Origin of the sequence: Rothia endophytica (assembly GCF_039543885.1) — a bacterium.
Classification (GTDB): domain Bacteria; phylum Actinomycetota; class Actinomycetes; order Actinomycetales; family Micrococcaceae; genus Rothia; species Rothia endophytica.
Genome location: NZ_BAABKP010000001.1, coordinates 327,267 through 342,816, shown reverse-complemented (window position 1 = coordinate 342,816; position 15,550 = coordinate 327,267). Strand labels below are relative to the sequence as shown.

The window sequence follows — 15,550 nt, the reverse complement described above, 5'->3', positions numbered from 1 at the left end:
TGAGCCAAGAACTTACTTCACGTTGCCCTGGCCGTCATAGAGGTGTGAGCGGATGAACCACTGGAATTTTTCGAGCTCAGCGGTCTGACCAATCAGCAAGTCTTCGGTGATGGGGTCAACATCTCCCACTTTAGCGATGGCTGCACGATGGTCTTCAATGACACCATTGTAGACTTCATCGAGGGCGGATAGGTGAGCCTGGGCGTCAGCGCGGTCGACGCTGTAATCTTCCCAGGTACGCTTAGCTACCAGGTCTCCGGGCAGGCCATTGGGCGAGACGCCCATGGTTGCCATACGCTCAGCAAGCTCATCGACAAAGCCACGCACCAAATCAACCTGGGGGTCTAGCATTTCGTGCACACTAATGAAGGTGGGGCCCACAACATTCCAGTGGGCGTGCTTGAGGGTCAAATGCAAATCATTGAGGGCATGCAGGCGAAGCTGCAAAGCCTCGGCAACGTGGTGGCCAGACTCTTCGGTCAGACCGGGAACAGTGAATGATGCGCGCTTAGTCATCCCAACACCTTTCTACGAGGGAGACGGGCGGGAGCCCCCTACTGGGCCGCCCTTTGCTCCCTACTGTACCGCCGACAATCCACCACCGCAAGGTTATTATGAAAATATCATAATAAGATGACCGTCAGTACGACCGGACCCATATATTTTGGCGGCACCACCTATAACAATTACGGTTCTACGTCCTAGGCTCCCTGCGCTTTGTTCTTGATATAAAGACCAGAGTTATTGCAAGACGCCGGTGCTCACACAAAGTGTGAGCACCGGCGTCTTACAAATAAAAATTTCGGGCTTACTTGCTAGCGAAGATTTCGCGCATCAGAGCAGCAGCTTCTGAAGGGGTCTTACCAACCTTCACGCCAGCTGCTTCCAGTGCTTCTTTCTTAGCCTGAGCTGTACCTGATGAGCCGGAGACGATAGCGCCTGCGTGGCCCATGGTCTTGCCCTCAGGAGCGGTGAAGCCAGCAACGTAGCCAACAACGGGCTTGGTGACGTTTGCCTTAATGAAGTCAGCAGCACGCTCTTCAGCGTCACCACCAATTTCACCAATCATGACGATAGCTTCGGTCTCGGGGTCAGCTTCGAAAGCTTCAAGAGCATCAATGTGGGTGGTGCCGATGATGGGGTCACCACCAATACCGATAGCGGTGGTGAAGCCGATATCGCGCAGTTCGAACATCATCTGGTAAGTCAGGGTACCTGACTTGGACACCAGGCCGATTTTGCCCTTGCCGGTGATGTTGGCGGGTGTAATACCGACCAGTGACTCACCGGGTGTGATGATACCGGGGCAGTTGGGGCCGATGATACGGGTAACGGGCTTACCGTCAGCATCTACCTTGCTCTTGGCGTAGGCCCAGAACTCGGCGGTGTCACCCACGGGGATGCCCTCGGTGATCACAACGACTAGGGGAACCTCAGCGTCAATCGCTTCGATCACGGCGTCCTTGGTGAATGCCGGTGGCACGAAGACGATGGAGACATCAGCGCCAGTTTCCTCTACCGCTTCAGCTACGGTGCCGTAGACGTTGAGCTCAACATCCTGCCCGTTAGCATCTTTGTGAGCGACGGTGGTGCCGGCCTTGCGAGCGTTGACGCCGCCTACAATCTGGGTGCCAGCTGCGAGCATGCGAGCGGTATGCTTGGTGCCTTCGCCGCCGGTGATGCCCTGAACGATGACCTTCGAGTCCTTGTTCAAAAAGATAGACATATCTATAAACCTTCTAAAAAATCTAAGCGGAGAATTTAAGCGTTAGCGAGTTCGGCGGCCTTGTCAGCACCCGAGTCCATGGTCTCAGCCAGGTGGACCAGCGGGTGAGCAGCCTCGTGCAGAATAGCGCGGCCCTCATCTACGTTGTTGCCGTCCAGACGTACAACCAGGGGCTTGGTTGCCTTATCGCCCAGGATCTCTAGTGCCTTGACGATGCCGTTAGCTACAGCGTCGCAGGAGGTGATGCCTCCGAAGACATTCACGAATACAGACTTAACCTGCTCATCGTTGAGGATGATGTCCAGTCCAGCTGCCATAACCTCAGCCGAGGCGCCGCCGCCGATATCCAGGAAGTTAGCGGGCTTGACGTTGCCGTGGTTTTCACCGGCGTAGGCAACGACGTCCAGGGTGGACATCACCAGGCCAGCGCCGTTACCGATGATGCCTACCTGGCCATCGAGCTTGACGTAGTTGAGGTCGTTTTCTTTAGCCTTAGCTTCAAGGGGGTTCTCTGCGCTCTTATCAACTAGAGCTTCGTGGTCAGCGTGACGGAACTCAGCGTTGTCGTCCAGAGAGACCTTGCCGTCCAGTGCGAGAATCTTGCCGTCGCCGGTCTTAACCAGCGGGTTGACCTCAACAAGGGTTGCGTCTTCCTTCTTGTAGACTTCACCCAGCTTGATGAGAACCGCTGCAACTTCCTCGCGGATGTCTTCAGCGAAGCCGGCTGCCTCAACAATTTCTGCTGCCTTCTTAGCATCGATGCCGTTGATGGGGTTAACCTCAACCTTGGCCAGAGCATCGGGGCGCTCTACAGCCAGGGTTTCAATGTCCATACCGCCTTCTACGGAGCACATGGCAAGATAGCTACGGTTAGCGCGGTCTAGTAGCAGGGAGAAGTAGTATTCCTCGGCAATGTCTGCACCCTGGGCAATCATCACACGGTGAACGGTGTGACCCTTGATGTCCATGCCTAGAATCTGCTGTGCATATTCGTACGCCTCATCGGCAGTCTTGGCAACCTTTACGCCGCCAGCCTTACCGCGGCCGCCCACCTTAACCTGGGCCTTGACAACGGTGACGCCGCCAATTTTTTCAGCTGCTGCTTTTGCTTCTTCGGGGGTGGTCGCTACGATGCCTTGAAGTACGGGCACGCCGTGCTTCTCAAAGAGATCGCGTGCCTGGTATTCAAACAGGTCCACAGGTATTCCTTCTTCGTCGAAGTCATGCTGGGCAGCGCGTGGGCTACCCCGCTTTTACGGGTGTGAAGCATAGTGGTACAGCATCTGCCTGAGCGAGAGCTAGGGCACACTACGGCTTCTCAACAGTCACTTTAGCGCATCCTGTAAAGCGGTGCGAACTAGATATCAACTTATGACGCCTCATCCCGCCACGAAGGCAGGAGACTTACTTTACCGACTCACAGGCGTCAATGAGGGTAACAAGGAAGGGGGCAGTATCAGAGACGCGAGGCACCAGCAGGTATTCTAACTCGTCAATTCTCCACAGCATCACCCAGGCCTCAGCTACTGAACAGCTCAGAGCACGACCGGGAACAAAGTTGTCCGGCGGGAAGTCAAAGTGTACTACCTCGTCAATCACGTCGGCTGCTGCGACGCCGCTGAGGTTGATGACGGTTCTGTTAGCTGAAACATCTAAGATCAGCCCCTCGTCCCTGCCGAGAGCAGCATTCAGAGCCCTCCCCAGTTTGACCGGGTCCACGCGGGTGACGACCAGGAAAACGCCCTCTTTGACGTACATGCAGGCGACCACCTGCCGGGTGCCGTACAGCAGTTGCAGTGCCTGAGAGTCACCAGTAACCTGTCCACGTTGGCGGGGTAGCTTAACCCCCAAGACTGCTTGGATGCGCTGGGCAGCGTCCGAATCAGGGCTGATTTCGATGCGGAAGAGCGAGAGATCCGAGATTTCCTGGAGCTGCACGCGGGTGTCGGTAACCCCATCCATAGCTTCTACAAATTCCTCGGCAATTGAGGGGACTGTACTGTCATGGTCCATTCGCGGTATTCCTTTGTAGATGCAAGAACTACTGAGAGCTCATTGTGAGCAAGACAGTTTTATCTTAGTCTGAAATTTTTGTCAGGGGTGCATAGCGCAGGAGAAGTCGTTTTTCTTCCTGAGCGAAGCGCACCTTCGCCACCGTCTTATCGCCAGCCCCTTCCACGGCTAGAACCCTGCCTTCACCGAAGGTTTTGTGCTCAACCCGGTCTCCTACCGAAAGGGCAGGGATTTCCTTGTTCTGCTGCACGCGGGAGACATTTTTAGTTGCCGCAGCGTAGCCGTAGCTAGCTGACCCATTAATCTCAGCAACAGACGGGGACGAAGCGGGACGGCTTTGGTAGCCCGGTGCATCAAAGCGGGAGGTGTAGGTAGACCCCCCGTAAGAGCCGTAGCCGCCGTAGCTACCCACCCCCCCGGCAAAGCTATTACCCTTACGTTTCCAATCGATGAGGTCTTCGGGGATTTCTTCTAAGAAAGGGGAGGGCGGGTTGTACTGCCCCTTGCCCCACATAGAGCGGTTCTCGGCGCGGGTCAGGTAGAGCCGTTCCATAGCGCGAGTGAGCCCAACGTAGGCAAGGCGGCGTTCCTCGCTCATCTCGCCCTCATCGGTGAGAGCACGCTGGTGCGGGAAGAGGCCGTGTTCCATACCGGTCAAGAAAACCACCGGGAATTCCAGCCCCTTGGCGGTGTGCAGGGTCATGAGGGTTACCACTCCCTGCGAGCGCGCTTCAGCCACTTCAGCAGCGATTTGAGCTGCGGACGGGCCGCCCTCCTGGTCGTGCTTGGGCTTGTTGGGGATCTGGTCGGCATCAGCCACCAGAGCAACGTGTTCTAGGAACTCTTCTAAGGTGGCACCGGGGTGGTCGATTTCGAACTCACGTACGGCATCTACCAGCTCTGAGAGGTTCTCTACGCGCGATTCGTCCTGGATGTCCTTTGATTCGCGCAGGGCTGCGAGGTAGCCGGTCTGTTCCAGGACTGCCTCAAGGCAGGTGGCTGCCGGTTCGGTGGCTGCAATTTGGGCGAGGTCATCAATGAGACGGGCGAACTCTGCCATCTTTTTGACGGCCGCGGCCCCCAAGCCAGGAGCATCGGCAGCGCGGCGCAGGGCTGCCATGAAGGAGATACGTTCAATGCGCGCAAAATCAGCGACTACGCTCTCAGACTTAGCGCCAATACCGCGCTTGGGTTCGTTGAGAATACGGCGGACGTTGATGTCATCATCCGGGTTGACCAGCACACGCAGGTAAGCCAGGGCGTCCTTGATTTCCTTGCGTTCATAGAAGCGGGTGCCGCCGACCACGCGGTAGGGCAAGCCCACGCGCATGAGCATTTCTTCCAGGGTGCGCGACTGGGCGTTGGTGCGGTAGAAGACGGCGACGTCGCCGGGCGCGATGTCATGGTCATCGCGCAGGCGGTCAATTTCTTGAGCAATGTAGCGAGCTTCGGCGTGTTCAGACTCAGCCACGTAACCGGTAATTTTGGCGCCGTCACCGCTGGCTGTCCACAGCTTCTTGGGGCGGCGCCCCTTGTTGCGTTCAATTACGGCATTAGCTGCTGAGAGGATGTTCTGGGTGGAACGGTAGTTTTGCTCCAGTAGGATAGTGCGGGCAGCCGGGTAGTCCTCTTCGAAGTCGGTGATATTGCGAATATCAGCGCCGCGGAAAGCATAGATGGACTGGTCGGAGTCGCCCACCACGGTCAGTTCAGCCGGTGGGTAGGCGTCCGGATAGGGGCCCTGCTCTGCCTGTGGGGCAGAGGCCCCACCTACCAGGGCACGCACCAGAGCGTACTGGGCGTGGTTGGTGTCCTGGTATTCGTCGACCAGGATGTGGCGAAAACGGCGGCGATAGTAGTCAGCCACCTGGGGGTGCTGGCGCAACAGGTTGACGGTTTCAAAGATGAGATCATCGAAGTCTAGGGAGTTGGCTGCGCGCAGACGCTCGGTGTAGGCCGTGTAGATCTTGGAGATAGTGCCTTCCCAGGGGTCGGTTGTACTAGTTTCCGCTGCGAAGGTTTTGGCATCTACCAGTTCATTTTTGAGGTTGGAGATACGATTGCCCACCGCCTTAGCGGTGAATTTCTTGGTGTCAAGGTTCATCTGCTTGATGATGAGGGTCAGCAGACGCTGGGAATCAGCAGAGTCGTAAATTGAGAAGGTCGATTTAAGTCCCAGCACTTTAGCTTCGCGGCGAAGCACGCGCACACAGAAACTGTGGAAGGTTGAGATCCACATGCTTTGGGCTCGTGGCCCCACCAGGGCAGTGATGCGTTCGCGCATCTCAGCAGCCGCCTTGTTGGTGAAGGTGATAGCAAGGATCTGCCCCTGGAGGGCTCGGCCTGTTGCGAGCAGGTAGGCAATACGGTGAGTGAGCACCCGGGTTTTACCCGAGCCAGCGCCGGCAACAATCAGCAGAGGTCTCCCGGCATGCACTACAGCTTCTGCCTGGTTCTCGTTGAGCCCCTGCACCAGGGCAGACGGGTCAGTACGATCGGGTTCAGGCTGAGCATAGTCAGGCATAAAGCCACCCATCTGATAGGAGGGTGGCAGAAAGTCTAATTCGGCAGGGTCAACAGGCACCTGCCCGTCCGGCACTGGTTCCTGGTTCGGCTCATAGGCCGGTTCCTCATTAGCCAGGTGGTCTGGGAAGTCATCAAAGAAAGGGTCAAAAGGAGGTTCCTGCTGCCCGGCGTCCTGCCCTGAACCTGTTTTCTTAGGTAGCTTGGGCATAAAATCATCGTTAAACATGGTGCCTCCTCGAATAAACCGTCAACCACTCATTTTATGCGAACAAACTTTCTAAGGTCAGCTCATTCTGCTGAGAGGTAAGGGCTGCATGCACCATAATGGAGTCTATGGGTCTCTCAAAAGGTCAGAAGAAACGCCTCTACGGCGAGCAAGCAGCAGCGCAGGTAGCCCCCGCACCCCAACAGGAAGCTCAGGCGCAGCCGGGTCTGCGCGTCATCACCGATTATTCACGCGGTGAGCTTGTTGCGACCCCAGAGAATGGTAGCTCCTACATCTTTTTGGGGGTCGCTTTTGTGATTACCCTGCTCTTTGGTCTCTACTATCACCTGATGCTACTGCCAGGGGTGAGCAACATGGCAGGCGCCACCGCCCCTGAACTCATGACGTGGTTTAGCACTGATCACCTTCAGCGCGTTGCCACCGGTCTGGGAGTTGATGGCCTGCGAGAGTACCAAGTTTTACACCGTTCTACCGGCCTCATCTTTTCTCTAATTTTTGCGTTTACCTGGTGGAATATGGTGCGGGCATCACAGTTTGAACTGCTGGTAGGCAGGCTCATGCTCACCCTCCCAGTGGCTTACGCTGTGGTCTTCATTGCCGGTGGTTTCGCTATAGACACGGCCCTAGCTGACCCCCTAGGCGGCACAGCAGGGCTTGCCGCCGTGTTGGTGGCGGCGCGCTGGGTGCTATTGATTCTCTGCTTAGCCCAGCTAGCTATCATGGCGGTGCGGCTGGTGCGCAGCAAGGTGGACGCTTTCTCCCGCGGGGAACTACCCGGTCAGTAACCACCCATAGTCCACTTGGAATATGGAGAATACAAAAAGACCCGGTAGTCGTGCTAGCGACCACCGGGCCTTCTCTTATGTGCCCCCGATACGATTCGAACGTACGACACCCGCTTTAGGAGAGCGGTGCTCTATCCCCTGAGCTACGAGGGCAAGTATTTGAAGGTTAGCTCTAGAACTTTTAGTGCCAGAACCTCCCCAAGTTTACACTAAAACCATGGCCCTTCTCATTGACCCTGCCCGCTGGCCAGCCCACGGCACTGTTTTCTCCCACCTTATTTCTGATAGTAGTCTGCAGGAGCTCCATTCCTTTGCCCGCGCTCAGGGAATCAGCGAACGCGCCTTCGACCGGGACCACTACGATGTGCCAGCCCACCTTTGCCCGCAACTCATCGACGCTGGTGCGCAACCGGTCAGCGGCAGCGAACTAACTCGTAGATTGCACGCCAGTGGCCTGAGAGTGCCACTCAAGGAACGCCCCGAAAAAATTAGAAAGGGGCTACTGGTTCGCTGGGGAACACTTGCACCGGGTGCTGAACAGCTGGGCGAAGACATACTAGATCGTTGGCAAGAGCCCCACCGGTCCTACCATAACAGTGCTCACCTGTTAGAAATGCTGGGTCATGCAACTTACCTGGCAGGCAACGATAAGCTACCCCGCGCCGCCCTTCTGGCGATATGGCTGCACGATGTGATCTATGAAGGGAAAGCGGGGGCAGACGAAGAGGCATCGGCGACCTACGCACGCCACCAACTAGCCCGCCACCAGGTAGCAGGCGAAGGAGAGATAGAAGCAGTAGCCTGCCTCATTGAAGCAACTGCGGCGCACCAGCCCCCGCAGGCTCAGGAAGTCTTGCAGAGGGCAGGTATCAGGCAGGAACACTGGCAAATTTTCTTTGATGCAGACCTTGCGATTCTGGCAGCAAAGACCGCTCGTTACCGGCGTTACACTACGGGCGTGCGGCAGGAATATTCACGCGTGAGTGATGATGACTTCAGGCAGGGCCGCGCACAGGTCTTGCAAGGGCTGCTAGAACGCCCCAGCATTTTTACAACCCGGCTAGGACGTAGTTCCTGGGAGGCGAGAGCACGGGAGAATATAGCGGCAGAGCTGAAAGAGCTTACTTACTCTGAACGCCCTTGCGAGCTTTCCGGCGAGAGTAAAGCACCCGAGAGATGACAAGACCTAAAATGATGCCGATACCGCCAGTGATAGAAACCCACATCGCTGCGTGACCCACAAAAAGCGCCACCAGTAGCCCGGCAATAATGCCAGGAACCGCCCCGGCTACCATGCCAATCGCCATGTAGGTGAACTCTTGATCTGATGAGCTAGTGGGTGATTCAAATTGTGGTGCCATGCCCTCTATCCTACCGGCGTCCACGGGGGGCCATAAACTTCTTCACCGCTGAGCTAAACACCGCCCACGGTTCCTTAGAGGGTATAAAAATGCGCCCCAGCTGGTCGTCTGGTGCGCATCTGCAAACTAGAGTTTGCGGTGCCTCTACCTTGTGTGTGGTGAGGAAGTCTGCGGGTTAGTTCTTGAGCGTTGCGAGCCGACCAGGCAACACCCGTGGAGTACTAGCGAGCTAGCACAACCCTAAACAGGTAAGGTCTAGAGACCTGCAACGGTGTAGTAACCGTCAACGGGCATCATGCCGCCACCATCGACTGAGGTCAGCTGGGTGCCCTGTGAGGGGTTCAGCGCGCTGATCATCTGGCCGTTACCAACGTAGATGCCTACGTGGTTGTAACCGTTGGCGAAGACGATGTCACCGGGCTGGGGGTTTGAGGTGGGGACCAGTTCGGTTGCCATGGTGAAGGTGTAGGGGGTCAGTGAGATACCGGCCTGAGCGAAGACGTAGGAAACGAAGCCTGAGCAGTCCCAAGCCTTGTAGCCCTTGCCGCCCCAAACGTAAGCGCCGCCGATGCCGTCCTGAGCTGCTGCGAGAACGGTTGCACGAGCGCCGGAGAGGTTAGCGGGGATCTCTGCGGAGTCGTTTGACTGGGTGTTCACGGTTGAAGTGGTTTCAACAGCGGTTGAGCTCTGGGTGTAGTCCCATGAGGTGGTTGCTGAGTAGTCCCATGAGGTGGTGGTTGCTGAGTAGTCAGCCAGTGAAGGAGCTGAGTAGGAGGGAGCTGAAACAACTTCAGCTGCAGCAAAAGCGTTAGCAGGTGCAACGGAAGCTGCCAGAAGGGCACCTGAGGCTGCTACGATACCTGCGTTACGTACGATGTTTGACTTAGTCATGATGTTCTTTCTCCATTGCCTCACGAGGTGAGCTGTCGGGTTCGAGCATGAAGGTCGCTCGGTCACTTCTTATAGGTGACTTAACCCCAAGGACTCTCTCTTTGAGTGAGCCCGGTAAGGTGGGTCCCCCGCTCCTGCCATATGATTTATTTGCATTTCCTCCGACGCGGTGGCAGGACTAGGCGGATGCTGCGTCGATGGGTGCCGTACGACCAGTAGTTGGCACGGAATAGAACATTACACGCCGCAACTCCAATTGTCACGTTTTGGTCACGAAAAATGGGTGGGCGTGGCTTTTAAGTAAGCAGGGCTATTTTTTGGGAGATGCCAAGCAGGCTCCCAGCAAACATTGCGAGAGTTTAAAAAAATGCCTCTGACAAGAGGGTTTATTGGTTTGCTGCACCACTTAAAAGGGCACCTTACCTGACCTTACGCGCTATCACCCAGCTTAACGCACGTGCTGAGAAGCCTGTCACTTGACTATTTTGCGGCACAGCGCGAGGTGTACTGATAACGAAGAGGTAACAAAGAAGGGCACCTGCGATGACCGGTGCCCTTGCAGTGTGATCAGTTTGTTATCGCTTCACGACAATCGACTCAGCTACCTCGGCATTGAGGGTAAGTGCCCGTTCCTCCCCGTCAGCGTGTACCACCACCGAGCCATCACGGTTACCCAGAATTGACACGGTTGCCCCGTAGATGATGCCAGCGTCCCCCAGCATCTTCAATAGGTCGATATCGGTCTGCAAGAACTCGGGCAGTCGAGAGATGGTGAACCTGTCGTCCTCACTAGAGTCCTTGCCCGCGATGGACATGGTTACGGTGCGTCCATCATTCTGGTCGCTTTCAGCACCCAACTGCTCCAGACCCGGAATGGCATTGCCATACGGGGAGAACTTGGGGTTGTTGAGCAGTTCTAACAAGCGGCGCTCGACCCGCTCGCTCATCACATGCTCCCAGCGGCAAGCTTCTTCATGGATGTATTCGAGATCAAGACCGATGATGTCGGAGAGCAGGCGCTCAGCCAGGCGGTGCTTGCGCATCACCTCAACCGCCTTCTGGCGCCCGTCATCGGTGAGGCGGAGGGAGCGGTCTACTTCAACGGTGAGCAAGCCGTGGCGCTCCATGCGGGCCACGGTTTGCGAAACGGTGGGACCAGAGTGATCCAGACGCTCGGCGATACGAGCTCGCATAGGAGTAATACCCTCTTCTTCGAGCTCAAGTACGGTACGAAGGTACATTTCAGTAGTATCAATCAAGTCTGTCATTGACTTCTCGCGTCTCTTCTCTGCTGGGGGCCTAGCTACGACCGTTAGGTACTTTCTTTAATTCTGCCCTCATTCTATTCTTTTTCCGCCTAAAAAGACGTTCAGCTCTTTAGGAGCTGAAATTTTCCTTCCGTCAGCTTCTTGGGCCACCAACGAAGCTGTCTCACTATGTAACCTGCTTAGTGTCATGTATCGGCAACCGAGCCTCAGTGGCGCCCCTAGAGCCGGTGTACCTGCCACAATAGAAACTGTGGGCGCTAGCGGCATTCCCTCATCCTTTTCACGCCCGCCGCTTGCTGAGCCTGCCTGATACTAGGAGTTATTGTGACCGATTTCCTCACCATCCCCACCGACCTTCTGCCCGCTGACGGCAGGTTTGGTGCTGGGCCTTCCAAGGTGCGCCCGCAGCAGGTGCAGGCAGTCATGGATGCTGCCTCCAACCTTATGGGCACTTCTCACCGTCAGGCGCCGGTCAAGAACTTGGTGGGTGAGATCCGTGAGGGGCTAGCTCAGTTCTACAGCGCACCCGAGGGTTACGAGGTCATTCTCGGCAACGGCGGAGCAACCTCCTTCTGGGACGCCGCTACCTTCGGGTTGGTAGAGAAAAAGGCACAGCACCTCACCTTCGGTGAATTCGGCTCCAAGTTCGCTTCAGCCACCAAGGCGGCCCCCTTCCTTGAGATACCGACCGTCATCTCCTCTGCACCGGGCACCCGCCCGGTAGCGTCCGCTGAGGACGGCGTAGATGTCTACGCCTGGCCTCACAATGAAACCTCCACCGGTGTTTTTGCCCCCGTTACGCGCCCTACTGGTATTGCCGATGAAGCCCTGGTGCTGATTGACGCCACGAGCGCCGCCGGCGGCCTGGAAGTGAATGTTGCCGAATCTGATGTCTACTACTTCTCACCGCAGAAGAACTTTGCCTCGGATGGCGGGCTCTGGCTGGGCCTCTGGTCGCCGGCCGCTATCGAACGTGCCCAGCGTATCGGAGCCTCGGACCGATGGGTGCCTGACTCCCTCAACCTGGTTACAGCGATTGATAATTCCCGCCTCAACCAGACCTACAACACCCCGGCTTTAGCCACCATGATTATGCTCAACGAGCAGATCAAGTGGATGAACGAGCAGGGCGGCCTTGACTTTGCCGCTGCCCGTACCGCTGACTCAGCAGGCCGTATCTACAGCTGGGCTGAGGCCTCCGACTACGCCACCCCCTTTGTGGCTAACGCCGATGAGCGCTCCAATGTTATTGCTACTATCGACTTTGCTGACTCCGTGGATGCCGCAGCTGTCGCTAAGGCACTGCGTGCCAACGGCATAGTGGACACCGAGCCCTACCGCAAGCTGGGCCGTAACCAGCTGCGAATTGCCACCTTCACCGCTATTGACCCCGAAGACGTCACCGCTCTGCTGGGCTGCATCGACTACATCGTTGAAAATATGTAACGGTCAATAGCCAACACCTAGAAAGGGCGCCTCACCGAACTTAAAAGTTTGATAAGGCGCCCTTTTTGGGTGTATAGATTGGAGATGGCCCTAGCGAGGCTGCTGGATCTCGATAGCAGCGGTAACCGGCGGAGCTTCATCCACGGCCTCTAGCTCTTCGGGCTGAGGCTGGCGAGGGCGAAGCACCAGTTTGGTGCGTGAATCGCGGTCATAGGCAACGTGCAGGTGCTTATACTTCATAATCCAAATGAGCCCCAGCAGTGTGGCAGCAAAACCTGCAGCAGAGGCCACACCCAACCCCCAACGGGCGCCGAAGACATCGTTGACCATGCCCACCAGAGGAGAGCCAATAGGCGTACCACCGATGAAAACGGCCATATAAATGCTCATAACACGACCTCGCATCTCGGGCTCTGTCGTGACCTGCACATAGGCATTAGCCGAGGTGATAATGGTCAGCGCCATGAGCCCCAGAGGAACCAGAGCAAGGGCAAAGAACCAGATATTGGGTGCTAGGGCGGCGAGCGCAGTGGTGATGCCGAAGCCGAAGCAGGAGGCGAACATGAAGCGCATGCGCGGGACATCCCGCCGGGCTGCCAGCAGGGTGCCTGCGACTGAGCCGATGGCGACCACTGAGTTCAGGATGCCGAATTCCCCGGCTCCCTGCCCAAATTCGGTGGTGGCCATAGCAGCAATATTGAGTGCGGTGTTCAGCCCGAAGGTGCCGATGAGGAAGGCAGAGACCATCACGATCATGATATCTGGCCGCTGCTTGAGGTAACTCAGCCCATCACGCATACGGCTATTGGCTTTGGACGAGCGGGGCAGCTGGCGTAGCTCCTTCTCGCGAATAGCGCAGATAGCTGCAATCATAGCGACAAAGGTGAGAGTGTTGATCAGGAAGACCGGGCCGGTGCCCACCAAAACCACCAGTAGGCCAGCCACTGCTGGGCCTACCATGCGGGCGGTGTTAAAGGACATAGAGTTCAGCGCCACCGCGTTGGGCAAATCGCGATCAGAGACTAGCTCAGAAACAAAAGTGGAGCGCACCGGCGAATCAAGCGCACCCACCACACCCAGAGCCAAGGCAAAGAGGTAAACATGCCAGATTTCTACGAACCCAGAAAGCACCAGGGCACCGAGCCCCACAGCCAGCAGGGCCATGATGCTCTGCGTCCAGAGAAGAATCTTGCGCCGGTCTCCTCGGTCGGCCAGCACACCGGCGTAAGGGGCAAGAAAGAGGGGCGGGGCGAACTGCAGAGCAATGACGATACCCATTTGGGTGGAATCGTGATCAGAAAGATCGTTGAAAACCAACCAGTCCTGAGCGGTGCGCTGCATCCAGGTGCCAATATTTGAGACCAGAGCACCGATAAACCAAATGCGATAGTTTAAGATCCACAGTGACCGAAAGGTCTTGGGTTTATCGGTGACGGCGCGCGGGCCGCTGCGTTCTACTCTCACGTAACGTGTTCTCTTCCAGGTTGCGTAGCTCATTCAGCTCTAGTTCATCTTCTATCCATCCTAGAACGATGTGCAGTACTGCACCAGAGGTAACCCCGCCTTAAGCGTCAAGCTCACTGAGTTTGTTCATGCTCTCCACCCTCAAACTCATCGGCGCCCTCGCCGTCACCATCGTAATCCTCAGGACTCTTGTGATCTTCAGGCAAAACGCGATCTGCCCAGGGCACCCACGCAGGAGCTAGCAGAGCGTCGTCGCCGGGTAGCAAGCCAATTTCGCATACCGTAGCCACCTTAGAACGGGGCGCACGAGAGAGAGTAGCAAACCAGAACCAGCCGCGGTAACCGGGCAGGGTGCACTCAAACAGGTGGGTGGTTAGGCGCTCTTCTTCCCCGCGCACGTGATGCACCGGCCCCATTGCGCTCTCAGGTGCGATATCCGCAAGAGCTGCCAGCGCCACGTCCTTGGCTTCAGCCAAGATGGTATCGACTTTGGCGGTACGACGGCGGCGCGTGCGCTCACCGAGTCGAGGCTCGCTACGCTGCTCCACCGAGGTGGCGGGTGCCGTGGTATCTAAAACCTCGGTCACTGGCGCGGTGGCACCGGGGGCGGAGAGTTCTTCTTTTACCTGTTCAGTCATACCCCTATTAAACAGGCTTTGGCCGCCGATTACCTACCCGGCAGGAGAGCTAGCACAGATTTTTGCTCCCACACCTGCGCCCTTGCCCTGTTTTGATACCTTAGAGCTATGTCATCTGAAATTTCCGAGCTACCCTACAGCTCCCTTATTCGTACCCTGAGCATCGTAGCCGGGGTGTTCACCGTGGTAGGTACCATCAGCGGTGTCACCATGCTCCTTATGAAATGGGACCACAACAGCGCCCCGCAGATTCTCAGTGTGCTACCCATGCTCCTACTCCCCGCCGCTTTTATTTGCCTCGTGGCGGTCCTCTTCCTCGCCGTTTTACGCCGCCGGGCCTCTTAGCTATGAGAAATATGGGCTCAACTCACTCCCGCAGCTCACATCAGGGATGCACCAGATAGCGCCCAGCTAACACCCAGAGAAGAGGGGCACAATGGAAGGGTGAACACTAAAGAACCTGAAGCTAAACTCCTTGTTGTTGACGATGAGCCCAATATCCTTGAGCTCCTCGCTACCTCCCTGCGCTTTGCAGGCTTCGAGGTTGTCACCGCAACGAACGGCCGCGAAGCCCTCGATAAAGCCGAGACTGAAGCCCCCGACCTAGCCGTACTCGACGTCATGTTGCCCGATATGGACGGCTTCACCGTCACCCGGAAGTTGCGCAGCTCAGGACGGCTCTTCCCGGTTCTTTTCCTGACGGCTAAAGACGACACCGAGGACAAAGTCACCGGTCTTACCGTAGGTGGTGACGACTACGTCACCAAGCCCTTTAGCCTTGATGAAGTGGTGGCTCGTATCCGCGCCGTGTTGCGCCGCACGCAGCCCCACGTTGAAGAAGATTCCCGTTTGCGCGTGGATGACCTGGTGCTCGATGACGATGCCCACGAAGTTTTCCGCGGTGACCGCGAGATCGACCTCTCCCCCACCGAGTTCAAGCTGCTGCGCTACCTGATGCTTAACCCCAACAGGGTCCTTTCTAAAGCTCAGATTCTTGACCACGTATGGGAATACGACTTCAATGGTGACGCTTCGATTGTGGAGTCCTACATCTCCTACCTGCGCCGCAAGATTGATAACGATCATGACCTGCCCCCGCTGATTCATACCAAACGCGGCGTAGGCTACCTTTTGCGCACCAGCAAAAACTAAACGAAGGGTGATAGCGGGTTGAAGTCTCGTCTCTCACTGTCCCGGCTGGGTTCG

At 56.7% G+C, this 15,550-nt stretch carries 15 protein-coding genes, 1 tRNA gene and 1 riboswitch; of the genes, 5 read left to right on the top strand and 11 right to left on the bottom strand.

Annotation, left to right across the window (positions count from 1 at the left end; genetic code table 11):
* Nucleotides 1-12: 12 nt before the first annotated feature.
* The 5 genes from ABD982_RS01565 to pcrA form a co-directional block, all read right to left on the bottom strand.
* Nucleotides 13-516, bottom strand: a complete 504-nt coding sequence (locus ABD982_RS01565; protein ID WP_251379391.1) for a Dps family protein — start codon at nucleotides 514-516, stop codon at nucleotides 13-15.
* Between the two features lie 292 nt (nucleotides 517-808).
* The gene (gene sucD / locus ABD982_RS01560; protein WP_345443879.1) at nucleotides 809-1,726 is read right to left on the bottom strand and encodes a succinate--CoA ligase subunit alpha; all 918 of its coding nucleotides are present in this window, start codon (nucleotides 1,724-1,726) and stop codon (nucleotides 809-811) included.
* A gap of 35 nt (nucleotides 1,727-1,761) precedes the next feature.
* Entirely contained in the window at nucleotides 1,762-2,925 is a 1,164-nt protein-coding gene (gene sucC / locus ABD982_RS01555) for an ADP-forming succinate--CoA ligase subunit beta (protein WP_345443877.1), read from the bottom strand.
* A gap of 205 nt (nucleotides 2,926-3,130) precedes the next feature.
* On the bottom strand, nucleotides 3,131-3,739 hold the full coding sequence (locus ABD982_RS01550; protein WP_345443875.1) for a sarcosine oxidase subunit gamma family protein: 609 nt from the start codon (nucleotides 3,737-3,739) through the stop codon (nucleotides 3,131-3,133).
* A gap of 64 nt (nucleotides 3,740-3,803) precedes the next feature.
* Nucleotides 3,804-6,491: a DNA helicase PcrA gene (gene pcrA / locus ABD982_RS01545; protein WP_425569998.1), complete on the bottom strand. Its 2,688-nt coding sequence runs from the start codon at nucleotides 6,489-6,491 to the stop codon at nucleotides 3,804-3,806.
* 107 nt (nucleotides 6,492-6,598) lie between these two features.
* On the opposite strand from pcrA, the gene ABD982_RS01540 reads away from it, so the two are divergent.
* Nucleotides 6,599-7,276 carry a hypothetical protein gene (locus tag ABD982_RS01540; protein WP_345443872.1) on the top strand — a complete coding sequence of 226 codons (678 nt, stop codon included), beginning with the start codon at nucleotides 6,599-6,601 and terminating at the stop codon, nucleotides 7,274-7,276.
* Nucleotides 7,277-7,356: 80 nt separating this feature from the next.
* On the opposite strand, the gene ABD982_RS01535 is transcribed toward ABD982_RS01540, so the two are convergent.
* Nucleotides 7,357-7,429 (bottom strand) — tRNA-Arg (locus ABD982_RS01535).
* Between the two features lie 31 nt (nucleotides 7,430-7,460).
* Here ABD982_RS01535 and ABD982_RS01530 point away from each other — a divergent pair.
* Nucleotides 7,461-8,456 (top strand): DUF4031 domain-containing protein, encoded by a 996-nt coding sequence (locus ABD982_RS01530; protein WP_345443869.1) that lies wholly within the window; start codon nucleotides 7,461-7,463, stop codon nucleotides 8,454-8,456.
* On the opposite strand, the gene ABD982_RS01525 is transcribed toward ABD982_RS01530, so the two are convergent.
* From ABD982_RS01525 to ABD982_RS01515, 3 genes are all read right to left on the bottom strand, one after another.
* Complete coding sequence (locus tag ABD982_RS01525) at nucleotides 8,398-8,637, bottom strand: hypothetical protein (protein ID WP_345443866.1); 240 nt, start codon at nucleotides 8,635-8,637, stop codon at nucleotides 8,398-8,400. The two genes, ABD982_RS01530 and ABD982_RS01525, sit on opposite strands and share 59 nt — an antisense overlap.
* Before the next feature lie 255 nt (nucleotides 8,638-8,892).
* On the bottom strand, nucleotides 8,893-9,528 hold the full coding sequence (locus tag ABD982_RS01520) for a C40 family peptidase (protein WP_345443863.1): 636 nt from the start codon (nucleotides 9,526-9,528) through the stop codon (nucleotides 8,893-8,895).
* 1 nt (nucleotide 9,529) lies between these two features.
* Nucleotides 9,530-9,693, bottom strand: a riboswitch (cyclic di-AMP (ydaO/yuaA leader).
* Nucleotides 9,694-10,103: 410 nt separating this feature from the next.
* Nucleotides 10,104-10,796, bottom strand: a complete 693-nt coding sequence (locus ABD982_RS01515) for a metal-dependent transcriptional regulator (protein WP_345443860.1) — start codon at nucleotides 10,794-10,796, stop codon at nucleotides 10,104-10,106.
* 321 nt (nucleotides 10,797-11,117) lie between these two features.
* Between ABD982_RS01515 and serC the strand changes: the two genes are divergently transcribed.
* A complete protein-coding gene (gene serC / locus ABD982_RS01510) occupies nucleotides 11,118-12,242 on the top strand; it encodes a phosphoserine transaminase (protein ID WP_425570025.1) in 1,125 nt (374 codons plus the stop codon).
* A gap of 90 nt (nucleotides 12,243-12,332) precedes the next feature.
* On the opposite strand, the gene ABD982_RS01505 is transcribed toward serC, so the two are convergent.
* Together ABD982_RS01505 and ABD982_RS01500 are read right to left on the bottom strand one after the other, a co-directional pair.
* Nucleotides 12,333-13,739: an MFS transporter gene (locus tag ABD982_RS01505; RefSeq protein WP_345443854.1), complete on the bottom strand. Its 1,407-nt coding sequence runs from the start codon at nucleotides 13,737-13,739 to the stop codon at nucleotides 12,333-12,335.
* Nucleotides 13,740-13,819: 80 nt separating this feature from the next.
* The gene (locus ABD982_RS01500) at nucleotides 13,820-14,344 is read right to left on the bottom strand and encodes a DUF3027 domain-containing protein (RefSeq protein WP_345443851.1); all 525 of its coding nucleotides are present in this window, start codon (nucleotides 14,342-14,344) and stop codon (nucleotides 13,820-13,822) included.
* A 108-nt stretch (nucleotides 14,345-14,452) separates the two neighbouring features.
* Between ABD982_RS01500 and ABD982_RS01495 the strand changes: the two genes are divergently transcribed.
* Together ABD982_RS01495 and ABD982_RS01490 are read left to right on the top strand one after the other, a co-directional pair.
* On the top strand, nucleotides 14,453-14,689 hold the full coding sequence (locus tag ABD982_RS01495; protein ID WP_251379402.1) for a hypothetical protein: 237 nt from the start codon (nucleotides 14,453-14,455) through the stop codon (nucleotides 14,687-14,689).
* Nucleotides 14,690-14,788: 99 nt separating this feature from the next.
* Nucleotides 14,789-15,496, top strand: coding sequence for a response regulator transcription factor (locus tag ABD982_RS01490; RefSeq protein WP_237202798.1), 708 nt, complete (start codon nucleotides 14,789-14,791; stop codon nucleotides 15,494-15,496).
* Nucleotides 15,497-15,550: the final 54 nt, after the last annotated feature.